The organism is Rhizobium sp. CB3060 (assembly GCF_025200735.1).
GTDB lineage: Bacteria > Pseudomonadota > Alphaproteobacteria > Rhizobiales > Rhizobiaceae > Rhizobium.
Genome location: NZ_CP104160.1, coordinates 431,834 through 455,659, shown reverse-complemented (window position 1 = coordinate 455,659; position 23,826 = coordinate 431,834). Strand labels below are relative to the sequence as shown.

The window sequence follows — 23,826 nt, the reverse complement described above, 5'->3', positions numbered from 1 at the left end:
GCCGCCAGCACTAAAATCCGATCGACTCACGTGGCCCGGTATTGTCCGCCTCATGTTCAGGACCATACGAATACGACAACGCTGACTTTCCACTCGCCGCGCCCGGCGAGGTTCCGTCGTATCGCGTATCCTCCAGGGAACTGAACATGATCTCCGATAACCTGCCGTCCGTCATTCCGCGGCCGCGCAAGCCCGCACCCGATCTGGAGGTCCGCCGGAGGGTGGAAATATTGGGGCAACCAGCACTTCCTGCTGTCGCCTACTGCCGGACATCGCCATGCGGTGGATATTGGTGAAAAACTCGAGCGATCGTCCGTGCTTCAGGCTCTTATAAAGGGCAATGAGTTCCGTCTGGGACCTGCCGATGTCTGCGAAATAATCCTGCTTTTCGATCACCACTTGAATGTCTTCCGACCGGTGCGGCTGAGATCGCCGGCCACCTGAGCTGGCCTTGTTGGCCGGACGTAGCCAATCCCTTTCGGCCGTCGTCGAAATGCGGGCGTCAGGCCCCACGAGCGCGCAGTGTGGAGGGTCGAGGAGATTCCTGCGTCCAGCATATACGGCGCGATTTGTCCGTAACCCGATGCGACGTCGAGTGGCGTCCCATGGTCCATGCGTTCTATGAGGTAAAGCTCGATTGCGTCCCTGCCAAATCGATCTCGCCAGGCCAGCCGTTTGTGCCCGTCGACCGTTATCACCGACGAGGGATTGAGCGGGACGTCATGGACGCCGCTCCACTGAGTTATGATCGCACTGGCGTTCGCTTGTGCGACCGTCCCGTCACTTGTGCCGTGCCACACCGAAATCGTCGGCCAGGGACCTGTATGAGGCGAGGCTTCGGCCAGCCGTTCTTGGAGGCATTCCTCATTGGGGATGCCGTGCCCTCGCATGCGATCGAAGGCTGCCGGTACTGATGTAGCAACAGCATAAGGAAGGCCAGCGATGATTGCGCCACCGACGAAGGTCTCGGGATAGGCACAAAGGGCGGCGTTTGCCATTGCCCCGCCCGCCGACAGTCCGGTGATATAAATTCGATCACGGTTGATGCCATGTTCGCTGGTCATGGTCTCCACCATCTGCCATATGGAGTGCACCTCTCCCTGGCCTCGGCGAATATCGCCTAAGTTGAACCAGTTAAAACACAGCTTGGCATTGTTCGTGTGAGTCTGTTCCGGGTAAAGCACGGCGAATCCGAAATCCTCTGCGACTTTCGACCACCCCGCGGCTTGATCATAGCCAGCAGCATTCTGCCTACATCCATGGAGAACCACCACCAACGCCGGCGCCTTCGTCAGGCCTTCGGGAACATAGTACCACGCTTGCAACGCTCCGGGGTTTGAACCGAAGCTTTGCAGCCGCGACAGCGTCGCCGGTGGCGGAGGGGCCGCGCTCCTTTTGTGAGATCTAGCAACTCGTTTAAATCCGTCTAAAAGGAATCGCATATCACCTCCTTATTGTCGCCGGAGGCGATCATGGATACGTAGCAAGATGCTCTTCGTGCTGCATTGCACAATACGCTAGTTCGGCTGCTTTGTCCTACTAATATGGCGTATCCGCCTAAACTCAGAGGAGCGGACGCCGACTCCGATAAAGCTTTGTGAGTAGATTTTTTCCTTAACCTCGGGGCCGCGCGCCACGCTGGCTAATCGAAAATCGGCGCAGGATGCTTACCCATCAAGCGGTGGGCGTTCGTCCGAATAAGGTCAGCAGATGATTGACAGACACGGCGACGTTGCCGATGCCGCGGATGCCCTATGAATATTGACCCTGCAAAACTTCAAAATCGTTGCCACGATTTCGCACCCAGAAGCCCTGTCCCTCCTGCATTGCACCATCGTACGTTTCCGGGCCGTTCCTCTGGCACGATCTTTGCGAGAAATGATCCGCTGCGGTCCGTGTTAACGGCCCCGGCGCAATCTTATTCGAATGACAATCGACCAGGCATTTACGACGAGACAAACAAAAAGTGGAGACTGCTTTGAAGGATGTTTCGAAACACGCGCAGACGGCGCTTGCCGTGCTGAGGATCGTTACCGCGCTCCTATTCATTGAACATGGTACCATGAAGCTATTTAGCTTCCCTTCAGACGGCGTGGCCGGAACAGATGGTTTAGGTGGTTTATCACCCTTCATGTTGACTGCGGGTCTTCTCGAGGTAATCGGCGGCCTGGCTGTTCTGGTTGGCGTTCTGACGAGACCGGTCGCCATTCTTTTGTCAGGTCAAATGGCCGTCGCCTATTGGATGATACATTTGCCGGGTAATAGCATCTTTCCCGTGCTTAACGGCGGCGATGCCGCGATCCTATTTTGCTTTGTGTTCCTCTACCTGGCTTTGGCCGGTCCGGGAGCGTGGAGCCTTGATGCCAAGATCAAACTGATATGAGCGGGGCTTCGTGACTGCGGCGAGACCTCTAGGGGTCCGACAATAACCTCGAATGACTAGGCGCAAAGCGATCCGAATTGCGTGGAGACTATGGGTGAATCCGTTGCTCCTGCGCGGAGATCTTGCCGCTATTTTCGCAAATGTCGGGCAGCCACCGTCCTTTGTCGCATTTGTCGAGATCGCGACGAGCGGTTCGGCCCCTGCAGCCGCTGAGCCACCGGGACCGTAAGCAGAAATGCGCTTTGAGCGGTACTCACAGTTGGCATGAAGTTTGCGTATCCTCGTTGGCGATCAGAAGCAACAAAACCATGTGATGTCGGGTCATGAAATGAGTGGAAGGGCGGGCAATGCCAGATCTTTTTCAAATCCGCATCCTACGAAATAGCCATGCATGGCCGGCGGGCGGCAGTACAAACCCCGACTTCGCCAAGATCGTCGCGGTTCCTGTCGACATCGTCGGTCAAACCAACGTCAAGAAGGAAAAAACGCAATGACCAAGGTTTCAGAAAGATCCTTTGAAACTATCGAAGACTTAGCATCGTCGCCTCTCAAGATGGCCGATCAGATCGGCGACGTCGTAGAAAAGGGGAACAAGCAGTTGGCAGAGGTGTTTTTGAAATTTGCCTCGAGCACTGAAGAGACCCAGAAAATACTTACCCCGATCTTCGAAACTACAAAAGACGTCGGGTACGAATTGTCACGAAAGACGGTCGCAGCACTGCAGGCCAATACCGAGGCCAGCTTCTCGCATTTACAAGCATTGCTGAGCGCAACTTCGCCATCGCAGCTCTTCGAACTGCAGTCGAGTTTCCTGCACAAGCGCGTAAATGCAAGTATTGAGAACGCGAAGGAATTCGGGGCTTTGGTTAGCAAGGCGGCGGCGGAGATCTCAAAGCCGATAAGGGATGCGTCTGACAAAGTTTTGACGGACCTCCAGGCGAGGTAGAGCGGCGCCGTACTAAGGCACCGGCGGTGTGAGCTGTTGGTATATACCGTGCTCAGTCAGGTCTATTGAGATCGGCGGCGCCGATCGACGGATCGTGATCCAAGCTTTTTCTGACGAAGTTTAAGCATTCAAATTATCTTGACGGACTGCGGTTACGGCGGCGATCACACGAAAGCCAGTCTGGTGATCGCGCTCAATATCATGGGCCTTCTCAGAAGCTATGAGGCGGTGGAAACGGTGAGCTAACGGCGCGGTGGTTTCGAGTGAGTCCGTCCTGCCAATGTGAGGCCTGGTCGAGCCACCAAGGCAACAAAGGACCCGGGAACATCGCTCTCGAAAATCAGAGCAGGGTCCAAAGTTTTCAGCGCTGGCGATATGAATGTGAGCGCGAGTTGCTGTGAAAGCCGACGGCGGATGGTGAGCAGCATGTCAGATCCGCGAGGTGGAGGCGTCCATGTGGGAGTTTCAAAAAACAAGCACGCACATTGCCCGCAGCGATCCTTGCATTATCGCAGATGGGATCGCCCGTATGAAGGCTGAAGTTTTGTACATTCGAAAATGGAGAGACAATGGTAGCCACAGCTATGAAATCCTGGCCGTGGGTGACATATGGTTGCCCGACATTGGATTGAGGGTGAGCGGTGTCCATTTGGTTAAGCACGCAGAAGGGATTCTAGGGGTCTACGCGCCGAGTGCCAAGGTCGAAAGTCGCTATACCGTTTGGTGGCCGGCGAACTCGGCGATTGAGAGGGCTGCGCTTGCCGCCCTGCTTCCTGCCTATGAGGAAATGTTGGCGCGCGATGTCGTCGCCTGTATCTAATGTGCAGAATATGGCCATATTGCTCCACAAGGAAATCGTCAGCTCGACGGGATTAAAGATATCCTGAATGCCCTGAGCTGAGTTGCCCGATTTGATGCGCGAGGAGGGCCGTGATTTGCTGGAACAGATTACCGAGAAGGCGATCCGCATCAATTCTAGACCGGGAAGATCAAGGGCGCTGGCAGTTGAAGCGGATACGGCGCGACGCTTGCGGACCATCCAGGGATTGGCCTTGCTTTGATCGCTCTCGCCTCGAAGCCTTTGTCCCGCCGATGGAGAGCTTTCGATACGGCCGCAACTTTGCCGCCTGGCTCGGTTCCGTGCCGCGTCAGTTCTCGTCCGGCGCTAGGGCGCGCCCCAAGGATTTCCAACGCATCGCCACGCGCTAGGATAGCCGATATCTTCCTGTCGGCCGTCGGCCTCGAAATCATTGTCGACTCCAAATGGAAATCAGCCACAGACAATCGAGGTAAATGCCAGACCATGGCAAACACATAGCATATTTGTAGATTGAATCTATAAATTAAGTATATAAGAGTTTCAAGCAACGTTTTAGTCACTTTTTCCGAAGGGAGTTGAGTTTATTGAAACCGATGGAGCCCTCGCAAGAACCGCTGCCTTCGTTGAATACCGTGAGCCGGGTCGCCATCGTCGGGGGCGGGTTTACTGGGGCGACGATAAGTCGCTTACTCGCACTCTCGGGCCTATTCGAGCCTGAGGAGATTGTCGTCTTCGAGCCAAGGTCGCGCCTTGGTGCCGGCGTTGCTTACGACACGAATGATCTATCACTTCGCTTAAACGTTGCCGCCCACCGGATGCGGGCAATACCGGGAGATCCGCACAGGTTCGCCCGCTGGTTTTGTGAAACCGGTCGGTCTGGGCGAGATCCGGAGGCTGGAACGGAGGGAGCAATCTTTGCGCGGAGAGGTGATTTTGCGGACTTCATGGACAATGAGACGAGACCGCTTCTCGAAAATGGCAGCATCTTGCATGTGTGCGAGCGGGTCGAGCGCATTCGTCGACAAAATGGCCGCTGGCGAATCGAAGGCAATGCCGGGACGATCCTTCACACCGACATCGTCGTTGTTGCTACCGGTCATCCGCCACCAAGGACACCAGCACAATTTACTTCTGCGCTGCAATTTCATCCACGTTTTGTCTCGAATCCTTCTACCCCTGGCGCTTTTCAAAAGATCCAGCAAATGGACAATATATGGATCATCGGTGCCGGATTGACCGCGCTTGACGTGCTGGCAACCTTGCGCGCTCGCGGTCATAGCGGAGAGATCACTTTGTTGTCGCGTTCAGGGCTTCTGCCGCGGCCCCAGACAACCGGAAGCCTCACGCTGGACGGTGACCTGCTAAAACGCTTTCCTAAGACGGCGCTTTGCCTTCTGCAACAGGTGCGATCGGCTATCACTGACGTAACGGAAAAAAGATTGCCCTGGCAGATCGTCTTCGATGCTCTGCGGCATCAGGGACAGGCTATATGGCAAGCGCTGCCACCCGAGGAGCAACGGTGTTTTTTGCGGCATCTTCGCAGATGGTTCGAAATCCACCGCTTCCGGATGCCCCCTCAAATCCAAGAACTCGTCGCCCGGGAGACAGCAGCTGGTCGCCTCCACGTTCGTGCGGGAAGAATTGTTTCCGCCGCATGCGACACCCAGGACATTTTAGTCGACGTCGCAACCGCGCCGCATGGCAATATAAAGAAGGATCGCGTGCAATGGCTGATCCTCGCAACCGGCCCCGATCATGAGAATGTAATCGGCAGCCAGGCCTGTTTGTTGGACCTCGAGCGTGTCGCTTTGATTACAAAGGATCCTCATGGTCTCGGAATCAAATGCGATCGCGAGAATCGCGCCGTGGCATGGGACGGGACACCCGTCGAGGACCTGTTCATTGCCGGCCCGCTGGCCCGGGGGACGTTCGGTGAACTTACCTCGGTGCCTGAAATTGTTGATCAGGCGGAAATGATTGTCGAGCGAATAAGACAGGTTCACTTCACAGGGACGCGAAGGACGCCAATCCGATTGACGCCAAGCAATTGAAGTCTTGACCTTTCTCACCGCACCAAACCATTTCACGGCGCCGTGCCGCCGGAACGCGCCTCAACACCTGCTCACATTTGTGGCGGGACGGCTGGACCGTCCACCGTGATCCCCATGCGGCGCGATGATAAATGGCGCGCTTGATCGCAAGGTGGCGAGTGGCAAAGTCATAAAGCAAGAATATGAAAAGTACCTGCTTGCAGACTTAGCTCAAACCTCCTCACCAATGAGATGTCCAACCTCCATGGCACGCTAAATGCACCGCGCATCATTTTTTCCAAGATGACGGAAGGAAAGGGATGCCATACCGAAAGATTAAATCAGCCCAAGCAGTTATGGCCGCTTACCACAAGCTAAAGGACAGCAACGGTCATGTGAACAGTTGGGACATACTACCGGAATTTCTGGCTGCAAACACTGATTTATCAAAGGCTGATTTTGCTCATGCCCTAGAGAGGCTCGTGAATGACAAAGTGCTGCAGAGGGAAGGCACCAGCGTTACCCGTTATGGATGGAAGGCACCATGGGGGCCGCCCAAACGCTAGTTGCTGCCGCTTACAGCAAGGCGGTCTGCAGCAGGCCTGCCGGCGATCGAGATCGATTACTGTCGTCCGTTCCTTGATTGCGACCGCCATCGGCGGAGTTAAGAAGTCCTGTCGTTTGCCTCCGTCAGGCTGCGAGAGCTTGGCGCGACGATTTGCTAGTGCGGCTGGTCAGGGCAGAAGGTCAGTAACGCGCTATCGCCCCTGGCCAGAAGGGAGTGGGCTTCTACCGATTTTGCAGGCTGAGCTGATTGGCCGCTCGGTCTGGCCATAACGGCGGCATTGCTCAGGGGCTATGAGGCAGCGCTACGGAAAGGTCACGAGTGATAGCGACCGCTGCGAGACAGGTAGTCGCTCTTGGCAACCTACCCGCCCTTGCAGTTCGCATGTGCGGAGTGCGACTGATATACATCCCAAAATCGGGGGAGCGCTCGACTAGCGACCGCTACCCGACCGTTTGCCCTGGTTGTGGTAGGTAGTCGCGGGAGAAGCCGGACGAGCGAATGGGGCGTTCGGCTTTTTCTTTGTGTGCCATGCGCCCTTCATGCGCCATGGGCTTGCTCCGGACTATTGGCCAACAGCGAAAGACCACCGGACACAAAAAGACAAACGATGATTTAGCCCAATAAAGTCCACCAAATATCCACTCTCCGAAAATTGTCCGTATTGCGCATCTTTAGGTATCCTGAGCGCGCGCAGGTTAGACGTTGTTAAGTTTAACCATTGGAAGACAGTAGTGACCCGAGTGTCCGCCAACGATACGCCTACACAAACATCTGGCGTCTGCGCCGTTGAGGTCCTCCGTCCATCGCCGGCGAATGATTCGAGCGGCATTTGCCTTAAAGCTCGGCCTGAAAAGCAGGACATTTTCACTAAGGAGGAATTTGAACCAATGTCTGCAAGCATTTTCTCACGCATCAGTACCAAGCTCGCGCTCATATCCGGGGCAGGCATCCTTCTTATGGTCCTCACGAGCTTGGTTAGCTGGATCTTCGCTCAGGATGCCAACGAGGTGAACTCACGCGCATTCGCTCAAATGACCGTTTCCCGCGATCTTGTCGATGCGAAGGCGTCCGTGCGAGGCATGCAGATCGGCGTGCGCGACCTGCGCCTGGCCAGAAAAGTCGATGAGGCGACCAAGGCAAAGGCCTACGTGGAGGAGCGCTACCGCTCCGTGCAAAAATATCTAGACGAAGCGATGGCGCAGATGTGGATCCCGGCAAACAGGGATCGCGTGCAGGCGGTTAAGCATCTCGCCCAGACCTATTCGGGTATGGCCGGCGATTTAGCGACGGTCATCGACGCCAGATCGAAGGGCGGCGCATCGACCAATGCGATCGATGCCAAGGAGGAGGAACTTCGCACGTCCCTGCTTGCCACTGCGGAAGCGATGACCAAGACGCTGGACGAAGGCGTCCAGGCCGCGAAGGACCTTGCGACCGAGGCCGTGAATGAGAGCTACCGAGTGCAGGCGTTTACCAGCACCGTCAACATCGGCATGGCATTCACCATGGTGCTGCTGCTGATCGGATCCGCCCTGTTCGGCACTCGCTCGGTCGCCCGTCCGATCGGCCGGCTGACGGGCAGCATGAGCGCTCTTGCCGACGGCAATCTCAAGACGGAGGTCCCCTTCGCCACCCGCCAGGACGAGATTGGCGCAATGGCGCGCGCGGTTGAAGTATTCAAACAGAACGGCATCAAGGTGCGGGATATGAATGCGCAGGAGGCCGCCTTACAGGCGAAAAGCGCCGATCTCCAATCGAGCATCGGCGAGGTCGTCAGCGCAGCGGTTGCCGGCGACTTCACGAAGCGCATCAGCAAGGACTATGGCAATGCCGAACTCAACCACTTCGCCGCCCAGGTCAACGAGTTGGTGACCTCGGTCGACCGTGGCGTCGCCGAGACGCGCCGCGTGATCTCGGCCTTGGCGGAGGGCGACCTGACGGAAACCATGCGTGGCGACTTCCAGGGCGCTTTCGGCGAGTTGCAGCAGAACGTCAACGCCACGATGGCGAACCTCCGCTCCGTCCTCACCGAGGTCCGTTCTGCGATCGACACGATCAACGGCGGCGCCGGTGAAATGCGTATGTCCTCGAGCGATCTATCGAAGCGTACCGAGCAGCAGGCTGCCTCACTTGAGGAAACCTCCGCGGCCTTGGAAGAAATCACTGCGGCGGTGAAAAGCTCGACCGAACGAGCGCTCGAAGCTAGCCATATGGTCGACGAGGCGCGGACAAGCACTGAGCAGTCGAGTGTCGTCGTCAAGGATGCCGTCCTGGCGATGGGCAAGATCGAGCAAGCCTCGGGCGAGATCGGGCAAATCATCAACGTCATCGACGAGATCGCTTTCCAGACGAACCTCTTGGCGCTCAACGCCGGGGTGGAGGCCGCACGTGCCGGCGACGCCGGCAAGGGCTTTGCCGTCGTCGCCCAGGAAGTACGCGAGCTGGCGCAGCGTTCGGCCGGTGCGGCCAAGGATATCAAGGCTCTGATCTCGCGCTCGAACGAAGAGGTGAACTCCGGCGTGAAGCTAGTGACAGCAACCGGAGAAGCGCTGTCGCTTATTCAGGGCCACGTGCTCAAGATCAACGAGCACGTGCATTCGATCGCCACTGCAGCGAAGGAGCAGTCGACCGGGCTTTCCGAGGTTTCGTCCGCGGTCAACCAGATGGACCAAGTGACGCAGCAGAATGCCGCGATGGTGGAGGAATCGACAGCGTCGTCCAGCCGGCTGGCGGACGAGGCGGTGAACCTCGCTGGACTGATCGCTCGCTTCCGGCTCAACGTGTCAGTATCCGCCCCGCGCGCTGTCAACGCCGAAAACAAACCGGTCGTCTCTCCGGCCCGAGCTCTCGGCCGCAAACTTGCCGGTGCGTTGGGTAGCAAGGGAGCGACCGCAGTTGCCATGGATACCTGGGAGGAATTCTGATCAGCGCCTGCAGCACCCCCCGGTCGGGCGTGTACCAGACGCCGTTATAGAGCAGTGCAGCGTGCAGCGGTGCATGATCTCATCCTTCAAAAGCGCAGCAGCGCGATCTAACCCAATGGATTCGATCCCGCGAGCGATCGCAAGCCATGTCGATGCGATTGCTCGCGAACAGATATTGGCGGCAGGCCTGCGCAAGTGCTATCTCAATATCACCGGCTATAATCTTGGCCTGTATCCGATCCATACACCGCGCACGAGTGACTTCAGCCGAATCTTTCTTCCGACCTCCGACTGGACGCTGAAAGAAGGTATGGTTTTTCACATGTATGTCTCGGATGCTGGTGTTGCCTTCAGTGAGACAGTCGTCATTACAGCCAACGGCGCCGAGAGACTTACGAAAGCTCCCAGGACATTGTTCGAGGCGCTCTGAGAAGCCGCTTATCGTTTAGCGCTTATTTGATCGTGAAAGGCGTAGACGCCATGCCGAAAATACTCGTAGGGATCCTGAAAACGGGCAGCGCACCAGCCGAACTGGCGGCTGCGCAAGGTGATTACGACGCGGCGTTTCGCCAGCTTCTAGGGGACGATGACTTCGAATTCGAAACCTATGACATAGAGAACAACGTGTTTCCCGGATCACCAGCGTCTGCGGACGCATGGCTGATTACGGGGTCTCGTCACGGCGTCTATGAAGACCATAGTTGGATTGCGCCGCTTGAGGCTTTGATCCGCGATATCCGCGACTCGCGTATACCATTGGTTGGAATATATTTCGGGCATCAGATCATAGCTCAGGCACTGGGCGGAAAGGTCGAACGAGCTACAGCAGGTTGGATCGCCGGCCCCCAGCGCTATCGCGACGCCGGCGGGACCGAATTCGTGATGAATGCGTGGCATCGGGATCAAGTGGTGCAAACTCCTCCGGACGCCGAGGTCTTCGCCACCGGAGAGAATTGTCCCCTTGCCGCGCTACGCTATGGCGGGGGGATTCTTACATATCAGGGACATCCAGAGTTCGATCGCGACTATTTCCAAGGCCTAGTGCGGGAAAGGGGTGGCGTGCTCGAACCAGACATGCGTGACGAAGTGATGGAAAGGGCTTCCCGTTCAATACTGGATCAAGCTCATGTTGTTGCCGGTTTGAAAAGAATATTGAAATATTGGTCAGAAGGTGCACCGGCAGGTTGAACCGGTTTGGTGCCCATTTTTGATCAAACGCCCTTACCATAGGGCTGATTGCATCCGAGGCCCTGACAGCAGGGGTGGAACCGCTAGACCATGGGCGTGTCCTGATTGCAAGGATAGGGTTGAAAAGCTCATTGCTGAGCGGCCTCGGTCTGGACATGGTCCAGGAAGAGGGAAAGCAACTCGGCTTGGGTCGAAATATTCAGTTTTTCGTATGCGCGTTTGCGATGGGTCTTCACGGTGGTGATCGAAATTCCGAGATTGTAAGAAATCGATTCCGAAGAGTGACCGCGCAGAATCATTGTCACGACCTCCCGTTCCCGAGACGTTAGACAGGTTCCAAAGGTCTCGAACCCCATTCTTGCGTTCGGTCTACGCACTTCTTCTTCAGATGCAGGTCGGGATCCCGAATAGCTCCAATAGGCATGGAATGCAGCCTCGATCACAGGCATTTTTGCTTCGAAAAGCCGGATTGCTTCATCGGCAAAGCCGCCTCGGTCCGTAGCGCGATAGAGCCCGATTTCAGCTGTAACCAAGTTTCCTAAAGAGACTGCGATATCGATTTCTTCGAGACCCTGTGGCCAGCCTTCCGTGACATAGCCGATTTCTTCACGCTCGGACAGAACCACTTCATACCCCTTGTAAAGCTCGCTCTGGAGATATGCATCGGGGGCGAGGTCGCGAATGCGGTAAACGCCAGAGGGTAGCCCCGTCCGGTGCCGTTGGAAGAAGGCGTTCAGGACGTAGGTGCTGGTCAGATATGTCATCATCCCCGCGCGAGCCGTCTCATTTCTGAAATCATCGTAAAGATGTATTGGCGGTTCAGAGCCGCGGTACACGACCATCGTAAGCGTGTCGACAGCCGCATCCGTTCGGATCCAGTCGGCAAGACGCGCACAAAAATCAGTTTCCCGAGATGAGGCAATCAGTTCGCCGATTTGCTTGTACTCAGCTGTATGCAGCATTCGCCCGCCCAAGAAGCCAGCCAGCCCGACCAGGACCCGGTCAACTGCTGGTTTTTTCGGTATGCGCGCCGAGCGCGGCGCGGTTGGTGTGTTTTAGCGCAGCGGTTCGCTTTTTTCTATCGAAGAATCGCGGGCAGCAAGGGTGACGCGGGCCGTTTCAGAGCGGCCGCGCTTGGGAACGCTCGCAAGTGACCGACACGCTGTAGTCCTCTGGGAGGATAGCGGAAAAAGGCACATTTACAGTAGCTGACCTCAGGCTTCTGCATCAGCAGATGTGTTCGAACAGGAGGTAGCCTCATGAAATACGCCCGTATGGTCATTGAAAAGGAGTCGCCGGAAGAATACGGCTACGACCTGATCAAGTATAATCTTTCTGAAAGCTCTATTACGGATCAGAGACTGTCTGACATCGGCGTCGTTATTCCGGACGTCAAGCTTCTCTATGGCGAGCATCGTGGCGATCCGAAGCTGCGTGAGCTGGTTGTCGAGAAGGACGACGGCCTGTCCGCGGAGCACGTTCTCATGGCTCCTGGCGCCGCGGGGGCCCTGTTCATTATCTCCACCACGCTCCTGTCGCAGAACGATCATCTCGTCGTCGTGCGGCCGAACTATGCTACGAACATCGAAACGCCAAAAGCGATCGGTTGCGAAATCACATATATCGACCTCGATTTCGACAGGGGCTTTTCCGTCGACATCGACAGGGTCGCAAGCTCGCTAAAGCCCAACACGCGGTTCATCAGCGTCACTTGCCCTCATAATCCAAGTGGCACCACGATGTCGCGCGCCGAGCTCGAGCGTTTGATTCAGATCGCGGAGGATCACGGCTGCTATCTGCTCGTTGATGAGACCTACCGAGATCTCAGCTATGAGGCGAAGCTTCCGACAGCCGCCTCACTGAGCAAAAAGGTAATCAGCGTCGCCTCGCTTTCGAAGGCATACGGCATCCCGGGTATTCGCGTTGGCTGGCTGATCACGCAGGACCAGGTGCTCTACGAACGCTTCCTATCTGCGAAGGAGCAGATTGCGATTTGTGGTTCGATCCTGGACGAAACTGTCGCTCTCGAGCTCCTCAAGAAACGCGAGCAGTTCCTCGCCAAAGTGCTGCCGGAAATGCGCAGGCGCCGCGACATCGTTCAGGAATGGATTGATGGCGAGCCTCTCGTCGAATGGGTCAGGCCGTCAGGCGGTGTCGTGGGCTTCCCGCGCCTGAAGGTATCCGCGGACTTCGACGCCGGCGCCTTCTACAAGACGCTCCTCGACGAGCACGGCACCTATGTGGGGCCTGGCCACTGGTTTGAAATGCCAGGCAACTATTTCCGCGTTGGTTTCGGGTGGCCGACGGAAGAAGAACTCCGTGGCGGTCTGAAGGCGATCTCCGCCGCGCTTGACGCTTACAGATAAGGCGAAGTCCGGGTCGACCCCAGCATGTCGGCCCGGTCGCATTCTTCCCTCGCGTCGCCATGATTGAGCGAGATCGTTACGGAAGGGCAGGAGGCTAGGGAACGTGCATGAACACGATCGATTGCCATCGGCGTGTGCCTGCCGGTGCAAGTGTCCCGCCAGTTTGCGAGGCTGGCAGCTGCCAACTCCGATAAACAGTCCGTCGCTTCCCATCGTAGAAGAGATCCGACTACACATTGTCGCGTGCCCGCGCGTCGCCATTATTCTCGCAGTCCTCGCAGCAGTCGTCGCGGGTTGCACCCCACGAACCATTCCAGCGTAGGGATCGACGACCGGGCGTGGTCGACCCGTTGTCTCTGCTCAAGACCGCGCCGACCTATGCGGGGCCAAGTATGATGAAGGTCTCGCTTTTCGCGACCCCCTCGCGCGAACGCACCGCTGTCACAAGCGCGTTGAGTTCGCTCATGGTCGAGACCTCGACTTCCGCGATCACATCCCAGGTCCCGTTCGTATTATAGGCAGCAGCAATTCCTGGAATGCGCTTGATCGCCGCTATGACCCCTTTGACCGGGGAGTCGGCAAATTCAATGAGCATGACAGCTCGAAGCTGATCATCGCGAACTTCGTCCCTCAGACGGACTGTAAACCCCCTAATGTCTCCGTTTTCGATCAAGCGATCGAGACGCCTCTGCGCCGTTACCCTTGAGACCCCTAAGATCTGCGCCAGCTGAGGAACAGAGGCGCGGCCGTTGATACGGAGCTCGGCGATCATGCGGTGATCTAGGCTGTCCATCCGACGTGTACACTTTCATTAGCTGAGGTATCGGAATCGTGAGTTTAGCTTAAAAATAATCACTTTGCGTTCTTTTTCGTGCATCGCCTTCAGCATAGTTTGGAGAACAACAAAAAACGGGGATCACGCTGACGTCCAGCCTCGCGACGCAGCGTCAATCGCGACAATCCAGTGGCACCTTCCTCTTCAGCCCTGTTGGGCTGCGACTCTTTGCGTTCATCGAAGACATTGCAAAACCCTACAGGAGGAGAAGAAAAATGGGATCTTTCAAGCTTATTGCGGCTGCAGTTGCCGTGGCCGCCAGCATGTGTCTTGCGAATATCGCTCGTGCGGACGATCTGGAAAAAATCCAGTCCGCGGGCAAATTGTCGGTTGCCATGTCTGGCGTCTTTCCGCCGTTCAGCTTCGTCGACGACAACAACAAGGTCGTTGGCTTCGATGTCGACATCGCATCCGAGATCGCCCGGCGGCTTAAGGTCGAGCCCGAAATCATCACAACGCAATGGGACGGCATCATCGCCGGTCTCCTGACCAAGCGTTATGACACGATCATCGGCTCGATGACGATCAATGAGGAGCGCAAGAAGGCAGTCGACTTCGTCGGCCCCTATTACCGATCCGGCATTGGAGTGTTCGTAAAGAAGGGTTCGTCCTCGACCAAGTTGAGCGACCTCGACGGCAAGACCGTCGGCGCGACGCTCGGCGAAGTGTCCGAGAAATGGGCGCGTGACCAAAACAAGTTCGATGTACGAACCTATAAGGGACTGCCGGAGCTGATGCTTGAGCTCAATTCTGGTCGCGTCGATGCCATCGTGTCCGACGACGTGCCTGTCATCGTGGCGATCCACAAAAGCGGGGCCGCCATCGAGCAGATCAAGGACAGCAGTTTGCCAAAGTACGATATCGGCATTGCTATCCGCAAGGAAAACCCTGAACTCGCGGCGGCGATGCAGAAGGCGCTCGACGACATGATGGCAGATGGCACGTACGAAGCCATCGCGAAGAAGTGGATTGGAATGGACATTCGAAACTAATTGTCCTCCCGGACGAAAGCTTCCGCCATGGATATCAATCTCATAATGAAGATATTGCCGTTCGTGGCGGAGGCTGGCTTGATGACCATCAAGCTCGCCGTCGCGAGCTTCACGATTGGGCTTGCAGTTTCCGCACTGCTTGTAGCCGCGCGGTTCTCCAGGCATTTTGCAATCCGCGCGATCGCTACTGCCTACGTCAGCGTCATGCGCGGCACGCCTCTATTGGTCCAACTGTTCCTTGTTTTCTTTGGAACTTCCCAATTCGGAGTGGAGCTGACGCCTTTCGTCGCCGGCATCCTCACGCTTGGCTTCAATATCGGAGCCTACATGTCCGAAGGGATGCGCGGTGCGATCCTGTCGGTGGACAAAGGCCAGACGGAGGCGGCAAGGACCTTGGGCTTTGGTCGCTTCGACACAATGCGTCTATTCGTGCTTCCTCAAGCGCGATCACTTTTATTGAGGTCGCTTGGAGTCAACACGGTTATCCTAACAAAGGGCACTGCGCTGGTCTCAACAATCGGGGTCGTCGAGCTGACATATTCAGCCCAACGTTTCGTCACTTCGACTTACAAGCCGTTCGAAGTCTTCGGCGTGGCTGGCGCAGCCTACATCATTATCATCGCTGTGATCCTTGCAATAGCGCGCTTCGCTGAGGCGTCCTACGGAGGAGCGACCTCTCCATGACCCTCGATTTCGGTGTGATACTTCCTTACTGGCCGGTGATCCTCCAGGGGCTGGGATGGACCGTTTTGGTGACCATCCTCGCCGGCACGCTCAGCATCGTTCTGGGCACGGGCATTGCGCTCACCGCGCAATACGGAGCGGCAGCGCTCAGCGTCCCCATGAGGGCAATCATATTTCTGTTTATGGCAACCCCGCTGCTGCTTCAGCTTTACCTCCTTTATTACGGGCTGTCGCAAATCGGCATAATGCTCCCGGCCTTCTGGACTGGCGTCGCGGGGCTGGGTGTGCACTACGCAGCCTATAATGCGGACATTGTTCGCTCGTCCTTGCAGGCTGTCGATCCAGGTCAGACGGAAGCTGCAAGAACGCTCGGCTTCGGGCGCTGGGCGACGCTGAGACATTTCATCGTTCCGCAGGCCCTGTTGATAGCGTTCCCGAGCGTCGGAAATAACTGCATCATTCTCCTCAAGGATACGGCAGTCCTGTCGGTGATTGGGATTACGGAGCTGGTCCTGGAGTCGCAGCGGGCAATCAGCGAAACCTATCGACCCTTCGAATTCTATTTCACCGCTGCCGTTTGCTACTACGTCGTCAACCTGGCGATGGAGTGGTTGCTCGCCGGCGCCGCCAGAAGAGCGGAGGAAATCCGATGAAAGCAAATTCAACCATGATCAAGTTGCAACAGATCCGTAAGTCCTACGGCAGCCTCGAAGTGTTGAAGGGAATTGATCTCAGCGTTGAGCGGGGAAAAATTGTCTCGATCATCGGTCCGAGCGGCTCCGGCAAGAGCACCCTGCTTCGCTCGATCAATATGCTGGAGGCAATATCAGGCGGCGAGATTTGGCTCGACGGCCAGCAAGTGAACCGGCCGCTTAAGGGGCGCGCTTTCGAAAAGCACATAAACCAGATCCGACAGCAGATGGGCATGGTGTTTCAGCAGTTCAATCTGTTCCCGCATCTGACAGCGCTGCAGAACATCACGATCGGTCCCATTCGGCTGAAGGGGCTATCGCAGAAGGAAGCTGAAGACCGCGGACAAATGCTGCTGGCGAAAGTCGGTCTGTCGGACAAGGGAAATGTGTTTCCAGCCCGCTTGTCTGGTGGACAGAAGCAACGCGTCGCCATCGCGCGGGCTCTGGCAATGCAGCCGAAGGTGATGCTGTTCGACGAGGCCACATCGGCGCTCGATCCAGAACTGGTCGATGAGGTCAACCTCGTCATGAAGCAGCTCGCGAGCGAACACATGACGATGCTGATTGTCACGCACGAAATGCGGTTTGCCGCCGAGGTTTCCGACCATGTCATGTTCATGGACGCCGGCGTGGTCGTCGAACAAGGACCTCCGGACGAGATATTTGTCAATCCTCGAGAGGAGCGCACGAAGGGCTTTCTGCGCAAGCATTTGGCGTCGTGAGAACATGGCGCTCGACCAACCATTTCCAAGGAGTTCAGAGTTGTTTCTAACGAGCGAGCAGCTTGCTGAAATTACGACGTTCAGACATAGCCTCCATCGCCGCCCGGAGATTTCTGGCGAAGAAGTCGAGACGGCAAGCGCAGTCATCGATGCGCTTCGCGCCATTGGCGCGGACGAGGTTTTATCCGGGGTCGGCGGGCACGGTGTTGCGGCGATCTTTTCAGGCAAGGAAGATGGACCATGCCTGATGTTCCGCTCCGAGCTCGACGCATTGCCGATAGACGAAATTTCCGACCTTCCCTACCGATCCGACATTCCCGGTAAGGGCCATCTTTGTGGCCACGATGGACACACGGCCACTCTCATTGCGCTCGCCAAGGGACTTGGCGAAAGGCGCTCTTCGCGCGGAAGAGTGGTCCTGATGTTCCAGCCATCGGAGGAGAACGGGGTAGGCGCGGCGGCGGTGGTCGCCGACGCTAAGTTCGCGGCAATCAGGCCAGACCTGATCTTTTCGCTCCATAATTTTCCAGGGCTGCCTCTAGGGCACAGCGCATTGAGGGAGGGTCCCGTCAACTGCGCGTCGCGAGGATTAAAGATCGCATTGACCGGAAAGACTGCCCACGCCGCCTCGCCAGAGGAAGGAACAGCACCAACGTTCGCTGTTGCAAGGCTCCTTGAGGCGCTCACGGCTTTGGGCCGCGGCATGACCGTAGATGAGCGTTTCCTGCAGGTGACAATTACCTATGCCAGATTAGGCGAACGAGCCTTCGGTATTAGCCCTGGATATGCTGAGATTTGGGCGACACTCCGAGCCCTTTCTGATGACGCGATGGTGGGGCTGGTCACAGCGGCTGAAAGGCTCGTTCACCTTGAAGCTGAAGCGGCCGGACTAGCTGTGAACATAGAGTATGAAGACGTGTTCCCCCAAAGCAGCAATGCGTCCCAGGCAGTTGCCGAACTAAGAAAAGCCATGGTGGACGAAGGCGTGAGCTTCGATGATGGCAATGGGATATTGCCCATGCGAGCCGGAGAGGACTTCGGAGTGTTCGGACGCGTCGCGCCGTCGGCGATGTTCTTTCTTGGTGCAGGAGTGGATCACCCCGGTCTTCACAACCCCGACTTTGACTATCCGGATGCCCTGATCGGTATTGGGGCGGGAATTTTCATGCGAACAGTTCGCAACATCCTTGGCTAATTGAAAGCTGGAGCTGGGCCGGGACAGATTTGCCTTGACCCAACGCCACCAAAACGTGGCGGTTCAGCGTGCGACGACTGTCGCAATTACGCCAACATACCCTTCATCTCACGAACCGACGACGGCTTAGGCGGTAGTCCCGCCAAACGCCGATAGCTACTAGTTGGGCGACGAGCGGAACAGGAAATCGCTTTGTCAGGCCGGTTGGCGATGGCGCGAATAAAAAGACAGAGAGCTTCACCAGCGCTAACAGGTGGGGGAGTGTCTCCGGAGTTTGGCAATCTCCTCCAAGGCCCGGCTTGTTTCCAGCAGGTAGATGCGGTTAGCGCCTGACGCTCCGTTCTCCTAACGGCCGAACGTTGCCAGGATGCAAGGAAGCGACCTCCCGTAGCAGATCACCTAGACGCCGAGTTACCGGAGCCGTATCGTCTGGTAGCCCGCGCTCCGAGAGGAGCCGGTGACGGCGCTCACGGCGCGGCGCCGCGGTTGCGCTGACAGCTGGCGGCCTTGCCGATTTGCTCTTCCTGCCGTTTTGGAAGCGCAGCGTGATGGTAATCCGGCTTCTAATCCTCGACTGTGGGGCAATCCGCGGCAGGAAAGGCCGGCCACTTGTTCGCAGTTGAACATGGCCGGACACATCATCGCGATGGCCGCCGAGCGGCCCGCACTTTCCTTTTTGAATCCGAAACAGCTAGCGGGACAGGGTTTCCGAGATCTCTGTCAGGGTGCGATCGATCTCTTCGAGGGTATTGTAATGCACCGGGCCGATCCGCACCCCGCCACCCGATTCGAGGATGCCGAGCCGAAGATTTGCTTCCAGTCCATAATTGTGGCCGCTCCAAACATGGATACCCTTTGAAGCCAAGTGGCGAGCGATGTCGGCCGATGGGATCCCTTCAGCCACGAAGGTCACAGTTGATACGCGACGGTCGAGGCTCCTGGCATCAGTGATCCCCAAAACCCGCACTCTGTTGTGCGCCCGAAGCCCTTCGATCAGCTTGAGAGCCAGCTGATCGTCATGGCGTTTCATGGCTTTATAGCCACCTTCCAGACGTTCGCGGAGACCGGACGCCGGTGTGGTGCCCGCGAATGTGTCGCCGAGTGACGCTATGTAGTCAATTGCGGCATGTACCCCGGCCAATTGTTCACGGTTCGTCGTTCCGTTGGTAAATCGCCATGGCAACGTGTCGGAGGCTGCGCGTACCTTGTAGGGTCTCACGCGGTCGAGGACGGATCTGCGGCCCCAAAGAAGGGCATAGTGCGGACCGAAAAACTTGTAGGCGGAGCACACGAGGAAATCGCAGCCGAGCCGCTGGACATCGATCAATCCATGGGGCGCGTATTGCACGGCATCCACATAGACGAGTGCGCCGACACGATGTGCGATCTGCGCAAGCTCTTGGACGTTGTTTATCGTGCCGGTGATGTTGCTTGCGTATCCAACTGCGACGAGCCTGGTCTTGTCGCTGATGAGCTTGACGAGATCGTCGGGATCAAATTCGTAGGTTTCGGTTGAGAAATCCAGCCACTTGACGCCCAAGTTCAGGTCTTCTGCAAGCATCAGCCACGGGGCGACGTTCGCGTCGTGATCCATGCGCGAGAGTATGATCTCGTCGCCGGCGCTCAACAGCGAGCCTATGCTGCGCGACATGGCAAAGGTTAGGGCGGTTGCGCTCTGGCCAAAAAAGACCTCGCCTTCCTCGTAGGCATTTACGAAGGCCTCCGCCGCCCGGTGTGCAGCCTCGACCCTTGAGGCCGCTTCGAGCGACGTATCGAAAAAGCCCCCAAGGTTTCCGTTCGCATTGATCATCACATCGGTCATGCGTTCGATCACCGAGGCGGCGACCTGCGTTCCGGCGGGATTATCAAGGAAAACGGCCTGCTGATCGTTTTTTTGGCGTTGGAGCCCGGGGAAGTTTCGTCTAACCGATTCAACGTCATAGTTCATTCATAAGGTTCCTTGGCAATTGATAGCCCACGGTGACGACCTCAAAGGCGGGCTCTGATCAGAAAGTTGGCGGCGTGTTGACCCACAGTATCCTGGCTTCACCGTCGCCCAGGTTCTGGTAGGAATGGGGAAGCGGGGACTCGAAGTAGAAGGAATCTCCCTCATGGAGGACGACCGGATGACCGTCGACCGTTAGCTCCAGGGTCCCAGCCAAGACGTAGCCGAACTCCTGTCCCATGTGGCTGATGGGCTCCGAACTCCCTCCTCCGGCCGCCACGACATGGATATTGATCTGCAGAAGGTATCCCGGCCCGCTTGGAACAAGTTTTTCGAGGGTAACCTGATTTCCGGCGCGTCGATGACCTGTAACGAGCCGGGCCCTCTCGTTCTGACGCACGACAAGCACCGGCCCGTGATCCTCCGCAGGGGTCGCGAACAACTCGCTCATGTTTGAACCGAGGGCCTGAACCAGTTTGTGAAGTGTCGCCATCGAGGCTTGCGAGCGATCGTTTTCGAGCTTCGAGAGGTAGCCTTCCGTCACACCGATCTTCTCGCCGAGCTCCGCTAGGCTGATGCCCATAAGCAGACGGGCGTGCCTGAGCTTTGCGCCGATCTTGAGTGACTGATCCTGGTTTTGCATGGTCTGGCCTTTTCCCCTCTAAGCCTTGGCGGCCTCTAAGACCGCACGGCACAGTACTTCGCATCCATGCCCTACATGCATGGGCTCGGACCACTCAAGCGGATTGTGGCTGATGCCGTGTCGCGATGGGATGAAAATCATTGCGGAGGGCACAATGGTCGCCAGGTTGCTGGCGTCGTGCATCGCACCGCTAGGGAGATGCAACGATGGCATCGACAGCGAGCATGCCGCTCGCTCGACCGCGCCTTTAAGGTCCCGATCAAACGAAGCAGGTCGAACATTCATAATTCGGCTGATGGAAAATCCGAAACCGAGCGCCTTGAGCGGCTCGCCCTGTTCGGTCATGAGCAGCTCGACTCTATCGAGAACTTGTTCATCGATATGACGCAGATCGAGCACGAGCCTCGTGCGACCGGGTATGGTGTTTGTGGAATTCGGCTCGACTTCGACACGGCCGAATGTGACCCGAACATCAGGGTCGACGTCTATAGCTCGTTCGAGAAAGCCTAAGGCGTATCGCGACGCCGCGAGAAAGCTGTCCCGGCGATTATCCATGGGGGTCGTCCCGGCATGGGCGTCCTGGCCAAGGAAATCGATTTCAAACCACCGGACCCCCTGGACGCCTTCCACGATGCCGATAGTCGCGCCGGCCTTCTCCAGCACGGGGCCCTGTTCAATATGCATCTCAAAATAGGCCGATATCGCTGGAGGGCAATCCTGCCCGGCATATCCAATGCGAGCGAGTTCAGCGTAATATCGGCTGCCGTCGGAACTGGAGATCGAACTTTCGTCGCCACTTGGCAAGGCGCCGACGAAACCGCATGATCCCGTTAGACCGGGTTTGAAGCGAACGCCTTCCTCGTTGGTCCAATTGACGATGGCGATCGGCGCCTCGGTTTCAATCCCGGCGTCGTTCAGCGCCCGGACGATTTCGAGTCCCGCCATGACCCCAAGCACACCGTCGAAGCGACCACCATGCGGCTGGGTGTCGAGGTGGCTTCCAATCAGCACCGCGGGTAGATCTTGTCGAGCGCCGGGCCGGATCGCATAAATGTTGCCGAACTTGTCGATCCGGACCTCGCAGCCGGCCGTGGTCACCCAGGAACGGAAGAGATCACGCGCCTCTTTGTCTTCGTCCGTCAGGGAGAGGCGGCAGCTGCCGTCTCCTTCGATCGCGCCGATTTCGGCAATGCGCATGATCGAGCTCCAAAGCCGGGTCGAATTCGTGAGAGTGGCAGCGCTGTGCGTCAAAGCGCGATCCATGTCGTTTTCAACTCGGTGTACTTGTCGAAGGCATGGAGGGATAGGTCGCGCCCGGTCCCCGATTGCTTTACGCCGCCGAACGGTGTCCTGACGTCGACGTTGTCGATAAGGTTGACGCTGACGCTCCCCGCATGAAGTCGCCGGGCAACGCGGTGCGCCTGCGAAAGGTCGTTTGTCCAGATCGATGCGCCCAAGCCGTAAATGGAGGCGTTTGCATACCCAACCGCCTCGTCTTCGCTTTCGAACCGGGTGACGGCCAGAACCGGACCGAATATTTCGTCCTGCGACAGCGTCGAACCAGGCTTCACATTGGTGAAGATGGTCGGCTCCACGAAATAGCCTCCGCTGTCGGTCAACGCCCTGTTGCCGCCCGCAACCAGCGTCGCGCTCTTTTTCCCGAGATCGATATAGCCACGGACTTTTTCGAGATGCTCCCCGCTGACGAGCGCGCCCATTCCGGACGCGGGGTCGAGCGGGTCGCCGGGCTGAAAATTCGAAATTTCGCCTTTCAGCCTGTCGACAAACTCGTCATGGATTGAGGCGTGAACGTAGAGCCTGGACGTCGCCGAACATACTTCGCCCTGGTTGAAGTAGATTCCAAGCGCTGCGGCGGACGCAGCCGCTCCGATGTCGGCCACGGCAGGAAAGATGATGTTGGCGCTCTTTCCGCCGCATTCCAGCCAGACCCGCTTCATGTTCGATTGGGAGGAATAGCCAAGGAACATCTTTCCAACCTCGGTGGAGCCCGTGAAGGCGACACAGTCAATGTCAGGATGGAGGCCGATTGCCCGCCCCGCATCCGTCCCCAAGCCGGAAAGGACGTTGAAAACGCCCGGGGGAATACCAGCCTCCGCGGCAAGTTCTGCCAGTCGCAAAGCGCTCAGCGGTGATTGTTCGGCGGGCTTTAGAATGACGCTGTTGCCCGCCGCCAATGACGGCGCGCATTTCCATGCAGCCATTTTCAATGGAAAGTTCCAGGGGACGACTGCGCCGACGACGCCAACAGGCTCACGGGTCACCATGGCCAGTCGGTTTTCGCCGGTCGGGATCACCTCGTCCACAAGCTTGTCGACAGCTTCCCCGTACCAGCGAAACACGGCGGCTGCGCTCGGCACGTCCAGCTTGGTCGAGTCCGTTATCAGCTTACCCATATTCATGGTCTCGAGAAGCGCCAGCTCTTCGCGGTGCTGCATGATCAGGTCCGCCAGGCGCACCAGGACACGGCCGCGCTCGGCGGGATCGCAACGCGACCAGTCACCCTTGTCGAAGGCTTTGCGCGCCGATCGGACCGCGGCATCGACATCGGAGGCATCATAGGCGCCGACAGCGGCCAGTATTTTCCCTGTGGCCGGGTTTATGGCGTCAAAGGTCTTCCCGACCGCCGGATCAACGTGCTTCCCGTCGACAAACGCGCAGGTGGGGATTCGAACGGATTTTGCCGCGTCGTGCCAAAAATCCTTGGAGCGCGAGACATCACTCATGGGCTGGGATCCTCCTACATTTTCGCCCAGTGCTATTGCCGGGAATAAGATATGTCAAGGTACTTTCCTGAGCAGAATTGAAAATGCCATGCCACAAGCTCTTGAAAACACATAATTAACCGCGCCATTCCATATTTTAATCCGATGTG

At 57.2% G+C, this 23,826-nt stretch carries 21 protein-coding genes and 2 pseudogenes; 15 read left to right on the top strand and 8 right to left on the bottom strand.

The window, feature by feature from the left end; genetic code table 11:
* Positions 1-171: 171 nt before the first annotated feature.
* Both N2601_RS31740 and N2601_RS31735 read right to left on the bottom strand, forming a co-directional pair.
* Complete coding sequence (locus tag N2601_RS31740) at positions 172-399, bottom strand: hypothetical protein (RefSeq protein ID WP_260305841.1); 228 nt, start codon at positions 397-399, stop codon at positions 172-174.
* Positions 385-1,442, bottom strand: a pseudogene (locus tag N2601_RS31735) (extracellular catalytic domain type 1 short-chain-length polyhydroxyalkanoate depolymerase); the annotation flags it as partial. The pseudogene N2601_RS31735 and the gene N2601_RS31740, both read right to left, overlap by 15 nt.
* A gap of 536 nt (positions 1,443-1,978) precedes the next feature.
* On the opposite strand from N2601_RS31735, the gene N2601_RS31730 reads away from it, so the two are divergent.
* The 9 genes and pseudogenes from N2601_RS31730 (at position 1,979) to N2601_RS31685 (ending at position 10,859) form a co-directional block, all read left to right on the top strand.
* Positions 1,979-2,383 (top strand): DoxX family protein, encoded by a 405-nt coding sequence (locus tag N2601_RS31730; protein WP_260305464.1) that lies wholly within the window; start codon positions 1,979-1,981, stop codon positions 2,381-2,383.
* Between the two features lie 347 nt (positions 2,384-2,730).
* Entirely contained in the window at positions 2,731-2,877 is a 147-nt protein-coding gene (locus N2601_RS31725; RefSeq protein WP_260305463.1) for a hypothetical protein, read from the top strand.
* A complete protein-coding gene (locus N2601_RS31720) occupies positions 2,874-3,329 on the top strand; it encodes a phasin (RefSeq protein ID WP_260305461.1) in 456 nt (151 codons plus the stop codon). Before N2601_RS31725 ends, N2601_RS31720 begins: the two co-directional genes overlap by 4 nt.
* Before the next feature lie 454 nt (positions 3,330-3,783).
* Positions 3,784-4,149, top strand: coding sequence for a hypothetical protein (locus N2601_RS31715; RefSeq protein ID WP_260305460.1), 366 nt, complete (start codon positions 3,784-3,786; stop codon positions 4,147-4,149).
* A 251-nt stretch (positions 4,150-4,400) separates the two neighbouring features.
* Positions 4,401-4,505: pseudogene (locus N2601_RS31710) on the top strand (transposase); the annotation flags it as partial.
* Between the two features lie 237 nt (positions 4,506-4,742).
* Positions 4,743-6,200 carry an FAD/NAD(P)-binding protein gene (locus tag N2601_RS31705; protein WP_260305837.1) on the top strand — a complete coding sequence of 486 codons (1,458 nt, stop codon included), beginning with the start codon at positions 4,743-4,745 and terminating at the stop codon, positions 6,198-6,200.
* A 1,434-nt stretch (positions 6,201-7,634) separates the two neighbouring features.
* The gene (locus N2601_RS31700) at positions 7,635-9,671 is read left to right on the top strand and encodes a methyl-accepting chemotaxis protein (protein ID WP_260305459.1); all 2,037 of its coding nucleotides are present in this window, start codon (positions 7,635-7,637) and stop codon (positions 9,669-9,671) included.
* Positions 9,672-9,786: 115 nt separating this feature from the next.
* Entirely contained in the window at positions 9,787-10,101 is a 315-nt protein-coding gene (locus N2601_RS31690) for a M24 family metallopeptidase (RefSeq protein WP_260305458.1), read from the top strand.
* A gap of 50 nt (positions 10,102-10,151) precedes the next feature.
* Positions 10,152-10,859 carry a type 1 glutamine amidotransferase gene (locus tag N2601_RS31685; protein ID WP_260305456.1) on the top strand — a complete coding sequence of 236 codons (708 nt, stop codon included), beginning with the start codon at positions 10,152-10,154 and terminating at the stop codon, positions 10,857-10,859.
* 128 nt (positions 10,860-10,987) lie between these two features.
* Here the strand turns inward: N2601_RS31685 and N2601_RS31680 are convergent, their stop codons facing one another.
* Positions 10,988-11,821 carry a helix-turn-helix transcriptional regulator gene (locus N2601_RS31680; RefSeq protein WP_260305455.1) on the bottom strand — a complete coding sequence of 278 codons (834 nt, stop codon included), beginning with the start codon at positions 11,819-11,821 and terminating at the stop codon, positions 10,988-10,990.
* A gap of 297 nt (positions 11,822-12,118) precedes the next feature.
* Here N2601_RS31680 and N2601_RS31675 point away from each other — a divergent pair, with 297 nt between their 5' ends.
* The gene (locus N2601_RS31675) at positions 12,119-13,225 is read left to right on the top strand and encodes an aminotransferase class I/II-fold pyridoxal phosphate-dependent enzyme (protein ID WP_260305454.1); all 1,107 of its coding nucleotides are present in this window, start codon (positions 12,119-12,121) and stop codon (positions 13,223-13,225) included.
* A gap of 376 nt (positions 13,226-13,601) precedes the next feature.
* Here N2601_RS31675 and N2601_RS31670 read toward each other — a convergent pair whose 3' ends face one another.
* Positions 13,602-13,997, bottom strand: a complete 396-nt coding sequence (locus tag N2601_RS31670; RefSeq protein ID WP_445945061.1) for an Lrp/AsnC family transcriptional regulator — start codon at positions 13,995-13,997, stop codon at positions 13,602-13,604.
* Between the two features lie 278 nt (positions 13,998-14,275).
* Here N2601_RS31670 and N2601_RS31665 point away from each other — a divergent pair, with 278 nt between their 5' ends.
* Genes N2601_RS31665 through N2601_RS31645 form a run of 5 tightly spaced genes read left to right on the top strand, consistent with a single transcriptional unit; the run spans position 14,276 to position 18,345 of the window.
* The gene (locus N2601_RS31665; RefSeq protein WP_260305453.1) at positions 14,276-15,052 is read left to right on the top strand and encodes a transporter substrate-binding domain-containing protein; all 777 of its coding nucleotides are present in this window, start codon (positions 14,276-14,278) and stop codon (positions 15,050-15,052) included.
* 27 nt (positions 15,053-15,079) lie between these two features.
* Positions 15,080-15,736 carry an amino acid ABC transporter permease gene (locus N2601_RS31660; RefSeq protein ID WP_260305452.1) on the top strand — a complete coding sequence of 219 codons (657 nt, stop codon included), beginning with the start codon at positions 15,080-15,082 and terminating at the stop codon, positions 15,734-15,736.
* Complete coding sequence (locus N2601_RS31655; protein ID WP_260305451.1) at positions 15,733-16,389, top strand: amino acid ABC transporter permease; 657 nt, start codon at positions 15,733-15,735, stop codon at positions 16,387-16,389. Before N2601_RS31660 ends, N2601_RS31655 begins: the two co-directional genes overlap by 4 nt.
* The gene (locus N2601_RS31650) at positions 16,386-17,150 is read left to right on the top strand and encodes an amino acid ABC transporter ATP-binding protein (RefSeq protein ID WP_445945060.1); all 765 of its coding nucleotides are present in this window, start codon (positions 16,386-16,388) and stop codon (positions 17,148-17,150) included. The genes N2601_RS31655 and N2601_RS31650 overlap by 4 nt, the downstream gene beginning before the upstream one ends.
* Positions 17,151-17,190: 40 nt before the next feature.
* Complete coding sequence (locus tag N2601_RS31645; RefSeq protein WP_260305835.1) at positions 17,191-18,345, top strand: amidohydrolase; 1,155 nt, start codon at positions 17,191-17,193, stop codon at positions 18,343-18,345.
* 691 nt (positions 18,346-19,036) lie between these two features.
* Here N2601_RS31645 and N2601_RS31640 read toward each other — a convergent pair.
* From N2601_RS31640 to N2601_RS31625, 4 genes are read right to left on the bottom strand one after another with little or no spacing between them, the layout of a single operon-like run.
* Positions 19,037-20,293 carry a cysteine desulfurase-like protein gene (locus N2601_RS31640; protein WP_260305450.1) on the bottom strand — a complete coding sequence of 419 codons (1,257 nt, stop codon included), beginning with the start codon at positions 20,291-20,293 and terminating at the stop codon, positions 19,037-19,039.
* A gap of 58 nt (positions 20,294-20,351) precedes the next feature.
* A complete protein-coding gene (locus N2601_RS31635; RefSeq protein WP_260305449.1) occupies positions 20,352-20,933 on the bottom strand; it encodes a cupin domain-containing protein in 582 nt (193 codons plus the stop codon).
* 18 nt (positions 20,934-20,951) lie between these two features.
* Entirely contained in the window at positions 20,952-22,130 is a 1,179-nt protein-coding gene (locus tag N2601_RS31630) for a M20 family metallo-hydrolase (protein WP_445945059.1), read from the bottom strand.
* 50 nt (positions 22,131-22,180) lie between these two features.
* Positions 22,181-23,677, bottom strand: a complete 1,497-nt coding sequence (locus N2601_RS31625) for an aldehyde dehydrogenase (protein ID WP_260305447.1) — start codon at positions 23,675-23,677, stop codon at positions 22,181-22,183.
* Positions 23,678-23,826 lie beyond the last annotated feature (149 nt).